The following is a 15,861-nucleotide window of genomic DNA, read 5'->3' as shown; positions in this document are numbered from 1 at the left end:
TCGGTACCGTGGTCCTTGGCAAAGCGCGGCGCGACGCGTTAGAGGGGGGGATACACGTCAAGACGCGACGGGAGCTTGCCATGGCGAAGTTGAAGACCCCCTTGTGCGATCTGCTCGGCATCGAACACCCCATCATCCAGGCGGGAATGGGATGGGACAGCCGCGGCTCCACCACGCCGCCGAAGCTGGTGGCGGCGGTTTCCGAAGCGGGCGGGCTCGGGGTCATCGGCGGCAGCCCGCTCAAGCCGGAGTTCATAGGCGAGCGCATCCGCGCCGTCCGGGAGCTGACGGACCGCCCCTTCGGCGTGGACATCACGCTGCCGCGGCTGGCGCAGACGCCCTACGCGGACGTGGGCAACGTGCGTGAGTTCCTGGAACGCACCCACCCCGAGCACGTGGGCTTCGTACACGACGCCATCGAGGGTTTCGGGTTGGAGACCCAGGGTCCGGACCCGTGGTCCAAGGTCAAGACCCCGGACATGGTGCAGCGGCAGTTGGACGTGATCCTGGAGGAGGGCGTCCGGGTGCTGGCGGTGGGCCTGGGAGACACCGCGGCGGTGGTGCCCGTGGCCCACGAGCGCGGCATGAAGGTGCTGGCGCTGTGCGGCAACGTGAAGCAGGCGCTGGGGCACGCGGCCAACGGCGTGGACGTGATCATCGCCCAGGGCTACGAGGCCGGCGGGCACACCGGACGGATCGCCAACTTCCCGTTGATACCCCAGGTGGTGGACGCGGTCAGCCCCACGCCCGTGGTCGTGGCCGGGGGCATCGCCGACGGGCGCGGCCTGGCCGCGGCGCTGAGCCTGGGAGCGGTGGGGGTGTGGTGCGGCACGGTCTTTCTGGCGAGCGCGGAGAGCGAGATCCACGCCGACTACAAGGCCCAGCTCATCCAGGGCCGCACCGAGGACTTCGTGCTCGACCGTTTCCCCAGCGGCAAGCCCAGCCGCCACTATCGCAGCCCGGTGATCCGCAAGTGGGAGGAATCGGGGCTGCAACCCCTGGAGATGCCGTTCCAGGGGGTGCTCAACGACCAGTTCCGGGTGGCGGCGGAGCAGGGAAGCCGGGTGGACGTGATGAGCGTACCCGGTGGACAGATCGCCGGGCTCCTCGGAGAGAAGGACGTGCGGCCGGCGGCCGAGATCATCGAGGCCATGGTGCGGCAGGCAGCGGAGGTGCTGAAGGCCGGTGCCGACTTGGCCGCGGGTGATTGAAGTTGACCCACACAACGCGAGGACAGCTCAGGGGAAACCGATCCCGTCAAGTACGCAGTCTTGCTGCACCGGCTGTGGGCCATCGGCGAGGAAGGGCGCCAGACCCTCCAGCGGGCGGGGCTGAGACGGTAATCCGTCATTCCCGCGGAAGCGGGAATCCACGGGTGGAGAGGGGTATGCTGCGTCAGGTATCGGAGCGCCGGTAGCCGGGGTTGGTGCCGCCGCTCTGGGAACGCAAATAGTTGTCCACGTCCGAGAACGTGTCCATCATCAATTGTTGGCGCGCGGCCACGAGTTGGTCCGTGCGTAGCGCCTGCGACCAGGGGAGGTCCTTGCCCACCTGCACGGCGATCTTGGCGGAAGCCAGCGCGGCGGGATGGCGCGAGCCGATCTCACTGGCGAGCTGGAGAGTGACTTCCTCGAGCTCGGCCTCGGGCACCGACGCCGACACCAGCCCGAAGCGGTCCGCATCCGTTCCCGAGAAGTTCCGGCCGCTGAAGTGCATGATGGCCGCCTTCTTGGCCGGAATCCCGGTGTGGTACAGGGAACTCAGGGCCATCTGGCCGAAGCTGCCGCGCACGATCTCGGGCATGCCGATTTTGGCGGTGTCCGCGGCGATGGCGATGTCGTGGCACGTCATGAGCGCCATGCCGCCGCCGAGGCAGTGGCCGTGCACCTGGGCGATGGTCACCTTGGGGTAGTTCCGGAAGCTCTCGTAGAAGAGCATGTTGGGGTGGGAGCGGTCCCAGTCCCGCGGCGGCTCCTTGTGGAGCGTGCCCAGGTCGCGCAGGTCCGCCCCGGCGCAGTAGCACGGTCCGTTGCCGCGGGTGACCACGACGCGCACGTCAGGGTCGGCGCGCACGGTCTCCAGCGCATCGAGGATCTCGCCGGTCATGGCCTGGCTCAGGGCGTTGCGCTTCTCGGGCCGGTTGAAGCTGATCCGCGCGACCCCGCCGCCGAGCCGTTCCAGCACGATGTAAGACCAGGCTTGAGCCATTCCGTTACCCGTCCACCCGTCCCGGCGCCTCGTAGTAGTGTTCGTAGTACCACTCGGCGATCTCGCCCGCGGTGGTCTTCCACACGCCGTCGTGGGAGCAGATGTAGTCGAGCGCGCGGTCCAGCGCGCCGATGCGGAACGGCATGCCCGTCACGTAGGGGTGCAGCGGGATGCACATGACGCGGCCGCCCTTGTCGCCCTCGCGGTAGAGCGTGTCGAACTGGTCGCACACGATCCGGTAGTACTCCGCCGGCGTGTGGTTGGCGTGCACGAACATGGAGATATCGTTGATGCCCTGCTGGTACGGCACCACGATCATGCGCCCGGCCTTCACGCGCATGGGCACCGGCTGATCGTCGCAGCCCCAGTCGCACACGTACTCGAACCCCTCCGCGGCGAGGATGTCCGGCGTGTCGTAGGTTTCCGCGAGCCCCGGGCCGAGCCACCCCTTGGGCGCTTTCCCGGTGGCGTGGGTGATGATGTCGCGCACCTTGCGGATGACCTTGCGCTGCTTCTTGGCGCCGTAGCCGTTCATGCGCGTGTTGTTGTTCATGCCGTGGCCGAGCCACTCCCAGGAGCGCTTGTTGCCCTCCTCGATGATGGCCGGGTGCTGCGCGCACACCTCCGCGTTCAGCAGCACGCTGGCGCGCATCTCATAGCGGTCGAACACATCCATCATGCGGAACACGCCCACCCGCGCCCCGTAGTCCCTGACCGAGTAGGACTGCACGTCCGGCAGTGCCTCGTTGATCCTCGGGATGCCCTTGTCGATGTGAAAACACTCGATGTTGGGTCCCAGCCAAAGCGCCACTCGCGCATTCCCCGGCCAAACCAACCGCGACCGCTGGACGATCGGACTGTAGTCGTAGCGTGTGCTGAGCATCGGCGTCGCCTCCCCGCCGGCGCCTCGTTAGCGCGGCGCCGCTCATTTCAGGTTGCAGGTTGCAGGTTGCCCGTGTGTCCATGATCTACCAGATCGCACTGCGGGTGGCGAGAGGTTGCTTTTTGTTACTTGGTCAGACGACGGTTCTTGATTCCGGTCACCTGCAAGGTATCATGTCCTGGAAGGGTCGGCGCACGCGAGTCTAGCCGGCGGATGAAACTCAGGAGGACTGCCATGATCAGGAAGTTTCCGAACCGCGGTACAGGCGCCGAAACCGTGAACGAGACCGATATCCTTGAGAAACTCCGTGCTTTTCGTGCTCGGGTGGACCGCATGGAATCACAGCAGGAACGGTTGGTGAAGAGTCACCCAGATCACTGGGTTGCCCTGCATTCCGGTGACTTCGTTCTCGCGGAGTCTCTGGACGACCTCCTGAAGATGTTGCAAGGTCAAGGTGTTCCCGCCGCCGAGGCCGTCATCAGGTTCCTCGATTCGAATCCAAAAAACATGATCCTTTGACAGCCGTGATCCGGGGAAGCTTCGACCACCAGGGCAGGCCTTGCGTTCAGGGCTGGCTCGTCCTGCCTCGCTTGAACATTCAAGGAGACGTTGAGTTCCTCGTCGACACCGGCGCGGATTCAACCACCATTCATCCATTCGACGGACAGAAGCTTGGCGTGCCCTTCGAAGAGTTGCTGAGCGAGATCCTCTCGATCGGTATTGGAGGCAGCCAGCCGTATTTCCTGGAACATGCCATTCTCATGTTCGAGGACGACGCACTCGTGCGTCAGTATAGTTCCGAGGTCTTGATCGGTAAGCCGTCTGCCACGTCCAGCAGGCTGCCATCACTGCTTGGCAGGTCTCTGCTGAGTCACTGGCGCATGGTGTACGATCCGACGGACGATTTGCTCACCATGACACATCGAGGATACGTCAGCGCGTAAGCGCAGCACCTGTCGCCTTTGCCCTTGCCTGTTGCCGAAGTGGGACAAGATGGAATTTGTTGAGCTGGAACGGCGTTTCCGCCGTCTGACCGACGCGGAACTCGAAGATGCGGAGCGTTTTACCTACTGGGACCCGCAGGGCTTGGGTTCCCGAATAGGTTGGCCGGAACTCTTGGCGCACGACCGGATCGTGCTGTTGGCGGAGGCGGGGGCCGGGAAGACCGACGAGATGAAAGAAAGGGCGAAGCGCTTGGTTAAAGAAGGGCGGTTCGCATTCTTTCTGCGTCTTGAGTTCCTCGATGAGGAACCGGTGACTGACGTTCTGTCGTCGGACGAGGAGGAGAGATTCGAAGCGTGGAAGGCTGACCACGGAGCAACAGCGTGGTTCTTCCTCGACGCCGTGGATGAATTGAAGCTCATCGACGGCAGGCTCGACCGAGCGCTTCGCCGATTCTCTAAGGACCTTGGTGAACTCATCCACAGGGTCCGAGTCATCATCTCCTGTCGCCCCAGCGACTGGCGTCCTGTCGTCGACTTGATGACGGTGAAACAATGGTTGCCGGTAGGCACGGAAGACCGCGAGGATACCCAGCGATTATCCGACGATTCCTTTCTCAGTCCACTCAAGTACGAACGTCGGGAAGACACGGGTGCCATCGAGGAAGGAACCGCCGTTGCGACCTCCAAGGCCTCTTAGAGCGTTTGTAGGCAAGTATGGCAAAGGAAGCTGGCGTGGGTTCAGCATCGGGAATGACCAACTGCGCCGGCTTGCACACGCGAAACTGGCACCGGTCATACGCGAATGTTGGGGAGACGCTCCGATCAACGACGACGTACGCGACCTCCTGTTAAGGGCGATTTGGCTTGGCCCTGTGAAAGACTGTGCTGACTTGGCCGGGTCCGTGGCCCTTGATGCAGCGAACTCCGTCTACGATCGCATTATTGCCGTCCGAGCCTTGGTAACGTGCGGTCGGAACGACGACGCCCGCAAGGTGGCTGATGGCATGATCGCCCAGCCGCAATATTGGCCCAACAAGATCATTCACGGGGTTGTGGGGGACTTGTTTCCGCGGGTCCTCACGGTCGAAGAGCTCATTGCGCTGATGGAGAGAGCGCCTGACCCGAGTGGGAGTGATAGCCTTGGGTGGGTTGCTCAAGAAATCGTCAAGGCCGTCGAGCCCGAGTCCGACTTGGCAGTGACATTGCGTGACGGGCTCACCGACTTGATCTGGCGAGGGCGCCGACAGACGCACGCGTTCTATGAAATTCAAAGCCAGTTCCATCACCTTGCACCGGCGCTCGCAGTGCTGTGCGGTCGGAAATTGTCAGAAGCGACGAACCCATGGGACGCCGCTTTGGTACGTTCCTGTGTGATTGCCTCCAGATTCGGTGGCAAGGATTGGGATGCACGTGAACCAGTTGGTAAGCTCAGGAAGTACTTCAACGCGAACGCTGAAGCACGAAGGGATGCTTTCTGGGCCGAGTTGGCGTTCATGGACGAGGTCGTCCCGACCGAAGACGACTGGTATCGGCTCTATCACGCAACGCATGACGGCTTGGTCAGCAGCCTGACCGAGCTGGATCGACCTTGGCTCGTGGAAGCTCTTTCAGACGAAACCCGGCCGGAAAGACGTGCAGTGGCGCTTCATGCTCTGATCGATGAGTGGCGTGGACAAGGGCGCCCTCGGTCGGAGTTGGAGGTAATTCGCGCAAACCTGCGTGGAGATGAGGGACTTGTTCGGATACTAATGGCGCGCACGGCGCGCCGTAAGCCAAGCCAGACGACGAAGGACAATCGGCGTAGGCAAAAGCGGCAAGAGGGCGTCTGGGCTCGCCAAGAAGAACGACGTCTTCAGGATTGGAAGGAATGGCGTAACGGTTTACTCGATAATCCGGTCGATGCCTTTTCCCCGAAGAGGCAAGGGAGGACGCTGGAAAACCTACTTGCCAACCCTTCAGCAAGTGGCGCAGGCGGATCGAGAGTTGAAGCAGCTTCTCATTCCCCGGCTACTCGCAGAGTTGAAGTCCTGGCCAAACATCTTCGCGGACGAGACGGGCCCACGAATCAACCTCGGCGAGCTCGTCAAACACCTGAAGGCCAAGGCACGGAATATCGAGTACGAGAAGTCCTTCGATGTCCGAGTTGCCGTCTTCGGGCTCGACCTCACCGCCCGTGACATCAGGCCGTAAGCCCCTCTTTCCCTGTTCCCTTCTACCTGCCAACTGCTGTAAATTGCCGCATGAATTGCCGTCCAGCCCCGTCTCGGGCAAGGAAACCGTCCGCCGTCTAATGACAGGGGTGTAGCCATCGTGGCGGCAACGGAGCGACAGCGATGAAGCGGATCCTTTGGATCATAGCTCTTGTCCTGGTCCTGTTGGGAGCCGGGGGCGCGGGGCTGTTCTGGTATGACCCGGCGCTGGTGGAGAGCAACGTGGGCTCGATGCGCGGCGGGCTTTCCTCGCTGACGAGCAGGCTCCTTCCGGCGGAAGAGAAGAAGAACGTCTTTCCTTTCCGGCTGGCGGAGGTCGAGAGGGGCGAGATCTTCTCCCGCATCACCACGACCGGCACGGTGAACCCGGTGTCGTCGGTGACCGTCTCCACCCAGGTGTCCGGCACCATCAAGGATCTCCCGGTGGACGTGCCCATGCGCGTCAAGAGGGGCGACCTGATCGCGCGGCTGGACCAGGACCTGTTCCGGGCGCAGTTGCTCCAGGCGGAAGCCAAGGTGGCGAAGGCCAAGGCCAATCTCGCCAAGGAGCTGGCGGGCGTCGAAATGCTGAAATCCCGGGTGGCGGCGAGCATCGCGGGGGCGAAGGCGGCGTTCGAGAACCTGGAGGAGAAGCACCGGCGCAACAAGGACCTCGTGGGCCGCAACCTGATCTCGCGGGACCAGTACGAGTCCATCCAGGCGGAATACGAACGCGCCGCGGCGCGCTACCGGGAGGAGTCGGCCCGGGTGGACGAGGTCAAGGTCAAGCGGGCGGTCATCGCGGGCATCCGCGCGGACATCCAGCAGGCGGAGGCCGAGTTGGAGATGGCGCGGGTGCGGCTCAACCGCAGCGTCGTCGTCGCGCCCATCTCCGGCGTCGTTATCCAGAAGACCGTGGAAGCCGGGCAGACGGTGGCCGCGAGCCTGTCGTCACCGCCGCTGGTGAAGATCGCCGAGCTGGAGGAAATGAAGGTCTCCGCCTTTGTCGACGAGGCGGACATCGGCAGGGTGAAGGTCGGACAGGAGGTGGAGTTCTCGGTGGACTCGTACCCGCGGCGCACCTTCGAGGGCAAGGTGGTGCGCATCTTCCCGTCGCCGCTGATCAAGGACAACGTCGTCACCTACGACACCGAGATCCGGGTGCCCAACAAGGACCTGGCCCTCAAGCCAGGCATGACGGCCAACGTCACCATCATCCTCGCCCGGCGGCAGGACGTGCTCATCGTTCCCGGGGCCGCCTTGCGGATCAGCGGACGGGACATCCGTCAACTCTACCCCGACATGCCCAGGCGGGGGGGTGGGCGGCGGCGCGGCCCGCCCAGCGCCGAGCAGAGGCGCCGGTGGATGCTGGAGGGCCGCGGCGGCGTGTGGGTCTATCGGGACGACAAGCCGGCGCGGGCGCGCATCCGTTTCGGCGCCACCGACGCCAAGAACATGGAGATCGTCTCGGGTCTCGAAGTCGGCGACCAGGTCATCGTGGGGATCCGCTCCGAAGCCATGAAACGCGTCACCAACACCACGTCACGGGTGCGCTCGCGCATCCTCGGAGGTCTCTGACGCCGTGGACCGGTCGCCCGTCATCGAAGTGGACGGCGTCACCAAGGTCTACGATCTTGGGGAGCAGAAAGTGGAGGCCCTGAAGGGCGTGTCGCTGACGATCTTCCAGGGAGAGATCGTGGCGCTCATGGGGCCTTCCGGCTCGGGCAAGTCCACCTTCATGAACCTCCTGGGTTTTCTGGACCGGCCGAGCACGGGCAACTATCGCTTGAACGGCGAGGACGTCGGCGCCCTTTCATCCGACGACATGGCGTGGGTGCGCAACCACGAGATCGGTTTCGTCTTCCAGAACTACAACCTCCTGGCTCGCACCACCTCCGTCGAGAACGCCGAGTTGCCGGCTCTCTACAACGGTACGTCGTCCGCGGCGGGACGGCGCAAGGCGCGGGAGGTGCTCGCGCTGGTGGGTCTGAGCGAACGGGAAACGCACCGGCCCACGCAGTTGTCCGGCGGCCAGCAGCAGCGGGTGGCCATCGCCCGGGCGTTGCTCAACGATCCCCGGATCATCCTGGCGGACGAGCCCACAGGGAACCTCGACACCCGCACCGGCGCGGAGATCATCGAGCTCTTCAAGACGCTCAACCGGGAAAAGGGCATCACCATCGTCTTCGTCACCCATGACCCCGAAGTGGCGTCCCACGGGCAGCGCATCATCCACTTCAAGGATGGCCTCGTGGAACGGGAGGAGGCGGGAGGCAAGGCGGGGTTCGGCGCGGTGACGGCGTCGCCGGAGGAGGATGCCGGGGCTTCGGGCGAGGGCGTTGGAGCCGGCGCGGCCAACGACGTCCTTGACCTCGGCGACTCCGGCAACGGTAACGGTGTCTCCGATGGTGAAGACGCCCGCAACGGCAGCGGCGCCCGCAACGGTAACGGCGGCGACAACGGCAACGGCGGGGGTCGCCGTCGCCGGGGTTTGGGCGCCGGCGTGCGCGCCAACGTGCGCATCGCGTTGCGCGCCATCCGGGTGAACAAGCTCCGCTCGGCCTTGACCATGCTGGGCGTCATCATCGGGGTCGGCGCGGTCATCGCCATGGTGGCCATCGGCGAGGGGGCCAAGGCCAGGGTCGCCAAGCAGATGGAGCGCCTCGGCAGCAACCGCGTGTCGGTCTATGCCGGCGCGGTGACCCGTGGCGGCCGCCGTGTGCGGGGCGCACGGATCACGACGCTCACCGAGGCGGACGCCAAGGCCATCCTCGCGGAGGTGCCGGGAGTGGTCCGGGTGGCGCCCCATGTCCGGGGCTCGGCGCAAGTGGTCTACGGCAACAAGAACTGGCATCCGGGCTTCACCGGGACCACCCCCGATTACCTCGAGATCATGAACTGGGGTGTTGATTCCGGCTCCAACTTCACCGAAGACGACATGCTCCTGAACCGCAAGGTGGCCCTGATCGGGCAGACCGTCGCCAAGGAGCTCTTCGGCGACGAGTATCCGTTGGGTCAGACCATACGGCTCAAGCACGTTCCGTTCGAGGTGGTGGGGGTGCTGAAGGAACGAGGGACGTCTTCGTTCGCCGGCGACCTCGACGACGTGGTCATCGTGCCCCTGCGGACGGCGCAACGAAAGCTCCTGGGAATCCGGTACGTGCGCGGCATCGAGGTGAGCGCCGAGAGCAAGCAGGCCACCTCCGACGTGCAGGACGGCATCACCGCGCTGCTGCGGGTGCGCCACAAGATCACCGGCACCAAGCTGGACGACTTCCGGGTGCGCAACCGTACCGACATCGTCGAGGCGGCCAACGAGGCCGCCAACACGCTGGGCTACCTGCTGGCGGGCATCGCCGGCGTGGCGCTCATCGTGGGCGGTATCGGCATCATGAACATCATGCTGGTCTCGGTGACCGAGCGCACTCGGGAGATCGGCGTGCGGTTGGCCGTCGGAGCGAGGCGGCGGGACATCCGCCGCCAGTTCCTCACCGAGGCCATGGTGCTGAGTCTCCTGGGCGGCGCCGTGGGCATTCTCGCCGGCGCCGCTGCTTCGTTGGGGCTCTCCTACATGGGCGGTTGGCAGATCGTCATCTCGCCCGGCTCCATCCTGCTGGCGTTCGCCTTCGCCGCCGCCATCGGCGTGTTTTTCGGTTTTCAACCCGCCAACCGGGCCGCGCGCCTCAATCCCATCGAAGCGCTGCGCTACGAGTGAGCCGCCCTACGCGGGCGCCTTGAAGGAATGGGCCGTCTGATAGGCCTCGGTGGCCTGCATCCGCGCCCACCACGCGCCCAATGCCGGACGCGTGTTCCAATCCACCAGCCGTTCCAGCTTGTTGGCCTCGAAGCGTTCGATGAACGGCGCGATGGAGCAGTCCGCCAGCGACATGCGCTCCCCGGTGAGCCAGGGGCGGTCCTGCAGCGCCTGCTCCACGTCGTCCAGGATCTCGGCGAGACGCGCCTCCGCGTACGCCATCTGCTCCTCGGAAATGCCGTTCCGGAGGCGATCTCTCAAGAGCGCCCGCTTCGGCTCGGTGGGTTGCTGCATGACCGCGGCCTCGCGCTCTTCCTCGGACAGGTGCTCGTAGCGCTTCATGCGGCCCTGTTTGATGAAAGAGATGATGTTGACGTTGCGGTGCAGCTCGTGCTCGAAGCGGTCCATCCAGATGCGCATCCGCGCCCGCTCAACCGGGTCTTCCGGCCGCATGGGTACCTCGGGCCAGACGTCGTCGAGATATTCCAGGATGAAATTGGACTCGATGACGATGCGGTCGTCGTGCACCAGCGTCGGCACCACGCCGTTGGGGTTCAGCTCCACGTACCAAGGCTCCAGGTTCTCGAACTTCGCCAGGTTGACGTAGACGCTCTCCCAGGAGAGTTGTTTCGCCGCCAGGGCGATGCGTACGCGACGCGAGCACGTGGAACTCCACCAATGGTAGAGCTTCAGCATGGGGCACCTCCGTGATGAGTGGATTTCGACAGCCGCCGGGACAGGGCCAGCGTACTACGGGCCGGCCAGCCCGTCCATCCATCGCCTCGCCCGGGATTGTTGCCAACTCACGGCGCCACTGGCATACCGATCATTGCGGCACGGCCGCGGATATCCCGGGTTTCCGAACAGATGAAAGGATGATGGATGGGTGCTTCGAAGCATGGAACCTTCAGTTGGTGCGAGCTTCTGACCACGGACGTGGAGGGAGCCAAGAAATTTTATGCCGAGCTCTTGGGGTGGACGACGGAAGCGGTGACCCACGAGTGCGAGGACAGCGACGAGAACTTCGAGTACAACCTGGTGAAGGTCGACGGGGCCGAGATCGGTGGAATCATGGCGGTCCCGGCGCAAGCGCAGGGGATGCCGCCCACCTGGGGCACCTACGTGACGGTGGACGATGTCGACGCGGCCGCGGTCAAGGTACAGGACCTCGGCGGCAAGGTGATCGTGCCGCTGAACGACATTCCGGGCGTAGGCAGGTTCTGCGTCATACAGGATCCTCAGGGCGCGGTGCTGACCTTGATTACCTACCTGCCGGGGCACGAATAGGAATGCCCCGGCGGCGTCGCTGACGCGGTGGAAGTCGGCGGCGCGCGGGAAGCGGTACGATGTCGCTGGCGTCGCCGCCTTCGTCGGACGAGGGGCTTGTACGCTGCGTTTGGGCCAGGACGGAGTTGTCCGTGGCGTATCACGATGCCGAATGGGGCGTGCCGTGTCATGATGACCGGACGCTGTTCGAGTTCCTCGTTCTGGAGGGGGCGCAAGCGGGACTGAGCTGGGAGACCATTCTCAGGAAACGCGACGCCTACCGCCGGGCCTTCGCGGGCTTCGACGCCGATGCCGTGTCCCGCTATGATGCGGCAAAGCAGGGCGAACTGCTGCGGGACCCCGGCATCGTGCGCAACCGGCTCAAGATCGCCGCCGCGGTGACCAATGCCCAGGCGTTCCTCCGGGTCAGGGAGGAGCACGGCACGTTCGACCGCTACGTGTGGCGGTTCGTCGGCGGCCGGCCGCGGGTCAATCGCTGGCGCGGCCACGAGGAGGTTCCCGCGCGCACACTGGAGTCGGAAGCCATGAGCCGGGACCTCGTGGCGCGCGGGTTCCGGTTCGTCGGCCCGACGATCTGTTACGCTTTCATGCAGGCGGTGGGAATGGTGAACGATCATCTCCTGCAGTGCTTTCGGCACCGAGCCATCTCTTACCCGGGCCGCCGAGGTTGAACCGGCGGCCCGAATCTGTCGGGAACCAGTAGCCGGTTCGGTTCGTTCGCGAATCGGACTGACAGAATGTTGGAAAGGAATGCGATCATGGACGGCTTGTCGCGCTACGCGTACGCGCTCATGCGTATTGTCGTCGGGCTTGCGTTCGCGCAGCACGGCGCGCAGAAACTATTCGGCTCCTTCGGCGGCATGGATGGCGGCGGTGCCACCGCCGAGCTGCTCTCCCTTATGGGCGCCGCCGGCATCATCGAATTGGCGGGCGGGCTGTTCGTGGCGCTTGGCCTTTTCGCTCGCCTCGCGGCACTGTTGTGCAGCGGACAGATGGCCGCGGCCTATTTCATGGCCCATGCCGGCCGCGGTCTCTGGCCCATAGAGAACGGCGGCGAGCTGGCGGTGCTCTTCTGCTTCGTGTTCCTGTACATCGCCACCCGGGGACCCGGCGCCTTTAGCTTCGGTCGGTCCCGCCGGTAGGGACAGCGTCCGTGTCGGCCGGCGTGCTGTTGCCGGGCGGCCGCGCGAAGCCTTGCTGCGAAACGACCCCATGGCCACCTACGTCATCGGAGACGTTCAAGGATGCTACGAACCGTTGCGGCGGTTGTTGGACGTCATCGCGTTCGACCCCCCTGACGACCGTTTGTGGTTCGCGGGCGACTTGGTGAACCGCGGTCCGGACTCCCTGGCGGTTCTGCGATTCGTGAAGGGCCTCGGCGCGGGCGCGGTGGCGGTCCTGGGCAACCATGACTTTCACCTGATGTGTCGCGCGGAGGGAATCTCTGCGGCCAAGCGCCAGGACACCCTGGACGACGTCTTGCGCGCGAGCGATCGCGACGAGCTGGTGGGCTGGCTGCGCGGCCTCCCGTTGATCCACCGAGAGGCAGGTCACGTGCTCACCCACGCGGGCCTGCTGCCGCGGTGGAGCCTCGACACCGCCGTAGAGTTGGCGCGCGAGGTCGCAACACGGCTGGGCGGCGCCGACTATCGGAGCTTCCTGCGCCACCAGGTGGGACAGGGGCCGAGCGCGTGGTCCGATGACCTGGTCGGCCCCGACCGCTGGAATTGCATCGTCAGCGTGTTCACGCGCCTGCGCTGCTGCACCGTGGACGGGCACATGGCGCTGGCGTTCTCCGGGCTCCCCGCCGACGCGCCCGCGGGTTATAGCCCGTGGTTCGCCTGGCCCCGCGAGGGGGTGGAGGAGACGATCCTGTACGGGCACTGGGCGGCCTTGGGGCTGCATCGCCAGAACGGCGCGGTGTGCCTGGACAGTGGTTGTGTCTGGGGCGGGTCCCTTACCGCGTTGCGTCTCGATGACGGGCGGATCTTTCAGGTGCCTAGCGCGGTGCCCGGTTAATTTCTGGCGTCCGTTTTTGTTGGTGTTGTTCCAGCGCCCACGCCACGTGTTCCCGCACCAGCGGCGACGGATCCTCGCGCCGCTCTTGTAACGCCTCGACGATGCGTGAGTCGTACGGTGCGTTGCCCAATGCCACGGCCACGTTGCGCAGCCAGCACGCGTAGCCGATGCGGCGAATCGCGCTTCCTTCCGTGAGCCGCAAGAAATCGTCCTCGCTCCAGCGGAACAACTCCACCAGCTCCGGGGCGTCGAGCCCGTGCCGGGACTGGAAGCCGGGCTCGCGCGTAAAGTGCGCGTAGCGGTTCCACGGGCACACGAGCTGGCAGTCGTCGCAGCCGTAGACGCGGTTCCCCACGAGGGGCCGCAGCTCCGGCGGGATCGACCCGCGCAGCTCGATGGTGAGGTACGAGATGCAGAGGCGCGCGTCCAGTTGGTAGGGGCCGGTGATGGCGCCGGTGGGGCAGGCGTCCATGCAGGCGTGGCAGGTGCCGCAGCGGTCCTCGGCGGCTTGGTCCACGGGCAGCGCGAGGTCCGTGTAGATCTCCCCCAGGAAGAACCACGATCCGCTACCGGTGTGGATGAGGTTGGTGTGCTTGCCGATCCAGCCCAGGCCGGCGTTCCGCGCCAGCGGCTTCTCCAGCACGGGCGCGCTGTCGGTGAAGACCCGGTAGCCGAAGGGTCCCGCCTCCCCGATGATCCGGTCCGCCAAGGCCTGCAGGCGCTTGCGCACCAGGCGGTGGTAGTCCCGTCCCAGGGCGTAGCGGGAAACGTAGCCCAGGCGGGCGTCGCCCAGCACCTGCCACGGGTCCGCGCCGTCCTCGGGGAGGTAGTCCATGCGCGCGGCAATGACCCGCGCCGTGCCCGGCACCAGCTCGGCCGGGCGCGAGCGCCGCGTGCCGTGCCTTGTCATGTAGGCCATCTCGCCGTGGCGTCCCTCGGCGAGCCAGCGCTTCAGCAGCGCCTCGTCGCCGCTCAGGTCAGCGCCGGCGATGCCCACCTGCTGGAAACCCAGCTCGCGCCCCCACGCCTTGATGCGTTGCGCCAGCCGGGAGAGGTCGGTCTCGGTCATTGCATGGGACACGGGTGGCCTCTCCGGCAAATTCGCGTCATCGTCCACGGGCCTTCTTCGCCGTCGGCTGTCCGTGGCGCGGGCCACCGGATCACGAGGCCGGCGAGTACCCCCTGGCGAACCACGGCTCGAGATCGACCGAGAACCATTCGGCGGGAAGCTCCCGGCCCACGCCGGTGGCCCGTGCCTTGTCCAGCAGCATCTTGCCCACGGCCGCGAACTGGATGGCCATGCCGGAATTGTTCTTGTAGTAGATGATGTCCCCGGGGTCGCGCCGGCCGGGCGCCGTCCCGTTCACCACCTCGCCCAGTTCCACCACCTTGTCCCAAGACGTCTCGCCGGCCTCGATGGGATCCAGGAGTTCCTTCTGCCGGTTGGCGTGAACGCTTTCGCGCCCGTTGACCACCACGAGATCGCTGCGTGTTATGGTCCGACGGTCCACTTCGTGGCGTTCGAACACCACGTCGCTGTTGACGATGGACACCACCGTCTGACCCGGTTCCAGGTCCGCGCCGTCGAACACCGGACCCGACGAGTTGGTGGCGCAGCAGATTACCTGGGAGCCCTTCACCACCTCGCCCGGCTCCGAGGCGGCGGTCACGGGGATGCCCAGCTCGTCGCCGAAGCGCGCGCAGAAGTCCTCCCGGTGTGTGCGTGAAGGGCTGTACACCTTCATGCGCCGGAGGGGCAGGGCGGCCGCCAGCGCCCGGGCGTGCAACTCCGCCTGATGGCCGGTTCCGAACAGGCCGGCCACATGCGAGTCCGGGCGCGCCAGCAGCCGGACGGCGGCGCCGCTCGTGGCGCCCACCCGCAAGGGCGAGATGGTGCCGTCCACGATGATCCCGAGAAGCTCGGCGGTCTCCAGGCTGTAGATGAGAAACTGCCCCCAATAGCGCCCGGTGGGGTGCTTGAACTCCACCCGGCGGGTCTCGTCGTCCTTTTCCTCCGTGAGCCGGGAGTTCAGCCGCAACGCCGCGACGCCGTACTTGGGCAGCGCGCCGGCGTGGATGTTGGCGAAGTAGTTCGCCTTGGGGTCGGGTGTCGGGCAGGAGTAGCGCAGCCGCGGCGGGTTGACCCCGTTCCCCCGCCCGAACTCCCGGAACACGTCCTCCATCAGGTCGATGCACTCGTCCATGGAGAGCAGTTCCTTGGCCTCCTCCTCGTTGATGATCATCACCATGCGCTTCGTCCCTCCGTTCGCGTCGTGATCGGAATCTTCCGGAATCTACTACGAAACGGATGCACGGGTCCATTTGGCTGTGTCAAAACTGATGAGGCACAGCCCCTTCGATTCGTCATTCCCGCGAAAGCGGGAATCCAGGGGCGGCGAGGCGGGGAACGCCGCTGCAGTGCCCCACCACCACCCCTGGATTCCCGCTTTCGCGGGAGTATCTGTGATGGAAAACAAGGGCTAAGCGGGCTCAGGGCGGAGGGTGGGTAACCACGGGGTACTGCGGCGCGCGATGGCATGGAGTAGCAATAAGAGCTTGCGCATCACGGCCACGAGG

General features: G+C 65.4%; 16 protein-coding genes. 11 read left to right on the top strand and 5 right to left on the bottom strand.

Annotated elements, in window-relative coordinates; genetic code table 11:
- Window positions 1-80 precede the first annotated feature (80 nt).
- Window positions 81-1,211: a nitronate monooxygenase family protein gene (locus tag OXF11_05095; GenBank protein MCY4486477.1), complete on the top strand. Its 1,131-nt coding sequence runs from the start codon at window positions 81-83 to the stop codon at window positions 1,209-1,211.
- 184 nt (window positions 1,212-1,395) lie between these two features.
- Here the strand turns inward: OXF11_05095 and OXF11_05090 are convergent, their stop codons facing one another.
- Window positions 1,396-2,208 (bottom strand): enoyl-CoA hydratase/isomerase family protein, encoded by an 813-nt coding sequence (locus tag OXF11_05090; GenBank protein MCY4486476.1) that lies wholly within the window; start codon window positions 2,206-2,208, stop codon window positions 1,396-1,398.
- A gap of 4 nt (window positions 2,209-2,212) precedes the next feature.
- Window positions 2,213-3,091 carry a polysaccharide deacetylase family protein gene (locus tag OXF11_05085; GenBank protein MCY4486475.1) on the bottom strand — a complete coding sequence of 293 codons (879 nt, stop codon included), beginning with the start codon at window positions 3,089-3,091 and terminating at the stop codon, window positions 2,213-2,215.
- A gap of 234 nt (window positions 3,092-3,325) precedes the next feature.
- Here OXF11_05085 and OXF11_05080 point away from each other — a divergent pair, with 234 nt between their 5' ends.
- The 6 genes from OXF11_05080 (at window position 3,326) to OXF11_05055 (ending at window position 9,939) form a co-directional block, all read left to right on the top strand.
- On the top strand, window positions 3,326-3,610 hold the full coding sequence (locus tag OXF11_05080; GenBank protein ID MCY4486474.1) for a hypothetical protein: 285 nt from the start codon (window positions 3,326-3,328) through the stop codon (window positions 3,608-3,610).
- Window positions 3,611-3,615: 5 nt separating this feature from the next.
- Window positions 3,616-4,035 carry a retropepsin-like aspartic protease gene (locus tag OXF11_05075; protein ID MCY4486473.1) on the top strand — a complete coding sequence of 140 codons (420 nt, stop codon included), beginning with the start codon at window positions 3,616-3,618 and terminating at the stop codon, window positions 4,033-4,035.
- Window positions 4,036-4,084: 49 nt separating this feature from the next.
- On the top strand, window positions 4,085-4,732 hold the full coding sequence (locus tag OXF11_05070) for a hypothetical protein (GenBank protein MCY4486472.1): 648 nt from the start codon (window positions 4,085-4,087) through the stop codon (window positions 4,730-4,732).
- A 1,286-nt stretch (window positions 4,733-6,018) separates the two neighbouring features.
- Window positions 6,019-6,225: a hypothetical protein gene (locus tag OXF11_05065; protein ID MCY4486471.1), complete on the top strand. Its 207-nt coding sequence runs from the start codon at window positions 6,019-6,021 to the stop codon at window positions 6,223-6,225.
- Between the two features lie 143 nt (window positions 6,226-6,368).
- Window positions 6,369-7,802, top strand: coding sequence for an efflux RND transporter periplasmic adaptor subunit (locus tag OXF11_05060; GenBank protein ID MCY4486470.1), 1,434 nt, complete (start codon window positions 6,369-6,371; stop codon window positions 7,800-7,802).
- A 4-nt stretch (window positions 7,803-7,806) separates the two neighbouring features.
- A complete protein-coding gene (locus OXF11_05055; protein ID MCY4486469.1) occupies window positions 7,807-9,939 on the top strand; it encodes an ABC transporter permease in 2,133 nt (710 codons plus the stop codon).
- A 6-nt stretch (window positions 9,940-9,945) separates the two neighbouring features.
- Here OXF11_05055 and OXF11_05050 read toward each other — a convergent pair whose 3' ends face one another.
- A complete protein-coding gene (locus OXF11_05050; GenBank protein ID MCY4486468.1) occupies window positions 9,946-10,674 on the bottom strand; it encodes a glutathione S-transferase family protein in 729 nt (242 codons plus the stop codon).
- Window positions 10,675-10,860: 186 nt separating this feature from the next.
- Between OXF11_05050 and OXF11_05045 the strand changes: the two genes are divergently transcribed.
- The 4 genes from OXF11_05045 (at window position 10,861) to OXF11_05030 (ending at window position 13,284) form a co-directional block, all read left to right on the top strand.
- Window positions 10,861-11,265 carry a VOC family protein gene (locus OXF11_05045; protein ID MCY4486467.1) on the top strand — a complete coding sequence of 135 codons (405 nt, stop codon included), beginning with the start codon at window positions 10,861-10,863 and terminating at the stop codon, window positions 11,263-11,265.
- Between the two features lie 59 nt (window positions 11,266-11,324).
- A complete protein-coding gene (locus tag OXF11_05040; protein ID MCY4486466.1) occupies window positions 11,325-11,936 on the top strand; it encodes a DNA-3-methyladenine glycosylase I in 612 nt (203 codons plus the stop codon).
- Between the two features lie 87 nt (window positions 11,937-12,023).
- A complete protein-coding gene (locus OXF11_05035; protein ID MCY4486465.1) occupies window positions 12,024-12,407 on the top strand; it encodes a DoxX family protein in 384 nt (127 codons plus the stop codon).
- A 70-nt stretch (window positions 12,408-12,477) separates the two neighbouring features.
- Complete coding sequence (locus OXF11_05030; GenBank protein ID MCY4486464.1) at window positions 12,478-13,284, top strand: symmetrical bis(5'-nucleosyl)-tetraphosphatase; 807 nt, start codon at window positions 12,478-12,480, stop codon at window positions 13,282-13,284.
- On the opposite strand, the gene queG is transcribed toward OXF11_05030, so the two are convergent.
- Both queG and OXF11_05020 read right to left on the bottom strand, forming a co-directional pair.
- Window positions 13,265-14,353, bottom strand: coding sequence for a tRNA epoxyqueuosine(34) reductase QueG (queG, locus tag OXF11_05025; protein MCY4486463.1), 1,089 nt, complete (start codon window positions 14,351-14,353; stop codon window positions 13,265-13,267). The two genes, OXF11_05030 and queG, sit on opposite strands and share 20 nt — an antisense overlap.
- 91 nt (window positions 14,354-14,444) lie before the next feature.
- The gene (locus tag OXF11_05020) at window positions 14,445-15,533 is read right to left on the bottom strand and encodes an ornithine cyclodeaminase family protein (GenBank protein MCY4486462.1); all 1,089 of its coding nucleotides are present in this window, start codon (window positions 15,531-15,533) and stop codon (window positions 14,445-14,447) included.
- Window positions 15,534-15,861 lie beyond the last annotated feature (328 nt).

The sequence above is a fragment of the Deltaproteobacteria bacterium genome (genome assembly GCA_026712905.1).
Taxonomy (GTDB): Bacteria; Desulfobacterota; Binatia; order UBA9968; family JAJDTQ01; genus JAJDTQ01.
The sequence above is the reverse complement of the archived record's forward strand: the minus strand, read 5'-3'. Positions and strand labels throughout refer to the sequence as shown.

Coding starts and splice junctions, on each gene's coding strand:
- OXF11_05080 (MCY4486474.1), top strand. CDS start 3,326: ATGATCAGGAAGTTTCCGAACCGCGGTACAGGCGCCGAAACCGTGAAC.
- OXF11_05070 (MCY4486472.1), top strand. CDS start 4,085: ATGGAATTTGTTGAGCTGGAACGGCGTTTCCGCCGTCTGACCGACGCG.
- queG (MCY4486463.1), bottom strand. CDS start 14,353: ATGACCGAGACCGACCTCTCCCGGCTGGCGCAACGCATCAAGGCGTGG.
- OXF11_05040 (MCY4486466.1), top strand. CDS start 11,325: ATGTCGCTGGCGTCGCCGCCTTCGTCGGACGAGGGGCTTGTACGCTGC.
- OXF11_05085 (MCY4486475.1), bottom strand. CDS start 3,091: ATGCTCAGCACACGCTACGACTACAGTCCGATCGTCCAGCGGTCGCGG.
- OXF11_05020 (MCY4486462.1), bottom strand. CDS start 15,533: ATGGTGATGATCATCAACGAGGAGGAGGCCAAGGAACTGCTCTCCATG.
- OXF11_05095 (MCY4486477.1), top strand. CDS start 81: ATGGCGAAGTTGAAGACCCCCTTGTGCGATCTGCTCGGCATCGAACAC.
- OXF11_05035 (MCY4486465.1), top strand. CDS start 12,024: ATGGACGGCTTGTCGCGCTACGCGTACGCGCTCATGCGTATTGTCGTC.
- OXF11_05090 (MCY4486476.1), bottom strand. CDS start 2,208: ATGGCTCAAGCCTGGTCTTACATCGTGCTGGAACGGCTCGGCGGCGGG.
- OXF11_05045 (MCY4486467.1), top strand. CDS start 10,861: ATGGGTGCTTCGAAGCATGGAACCTTCAGTTGGTGCGAGCTTCTGACC.
- OXF11_05060 (MCY4486470.1), top strand. CDS start 6,369: ATGAAGCGGATCCTTTGGATCATAGCTCTTGTCCTGGTCCTGTTGGGA.
- OXF11_05030 (MCY4486464.1), top strand. CDS start 12,478: ATGGCCACCTACGTCATCGGAGACGTTCAAGGATGCTACGAACCGTTG.
- OXF11_05050 (MCY4486468.1), bottom strand. CDS start 10,674: ATGCTGAAGCTCTACCATTGGTGGAGTTCCACGTGCTCGCGTCGCGTA.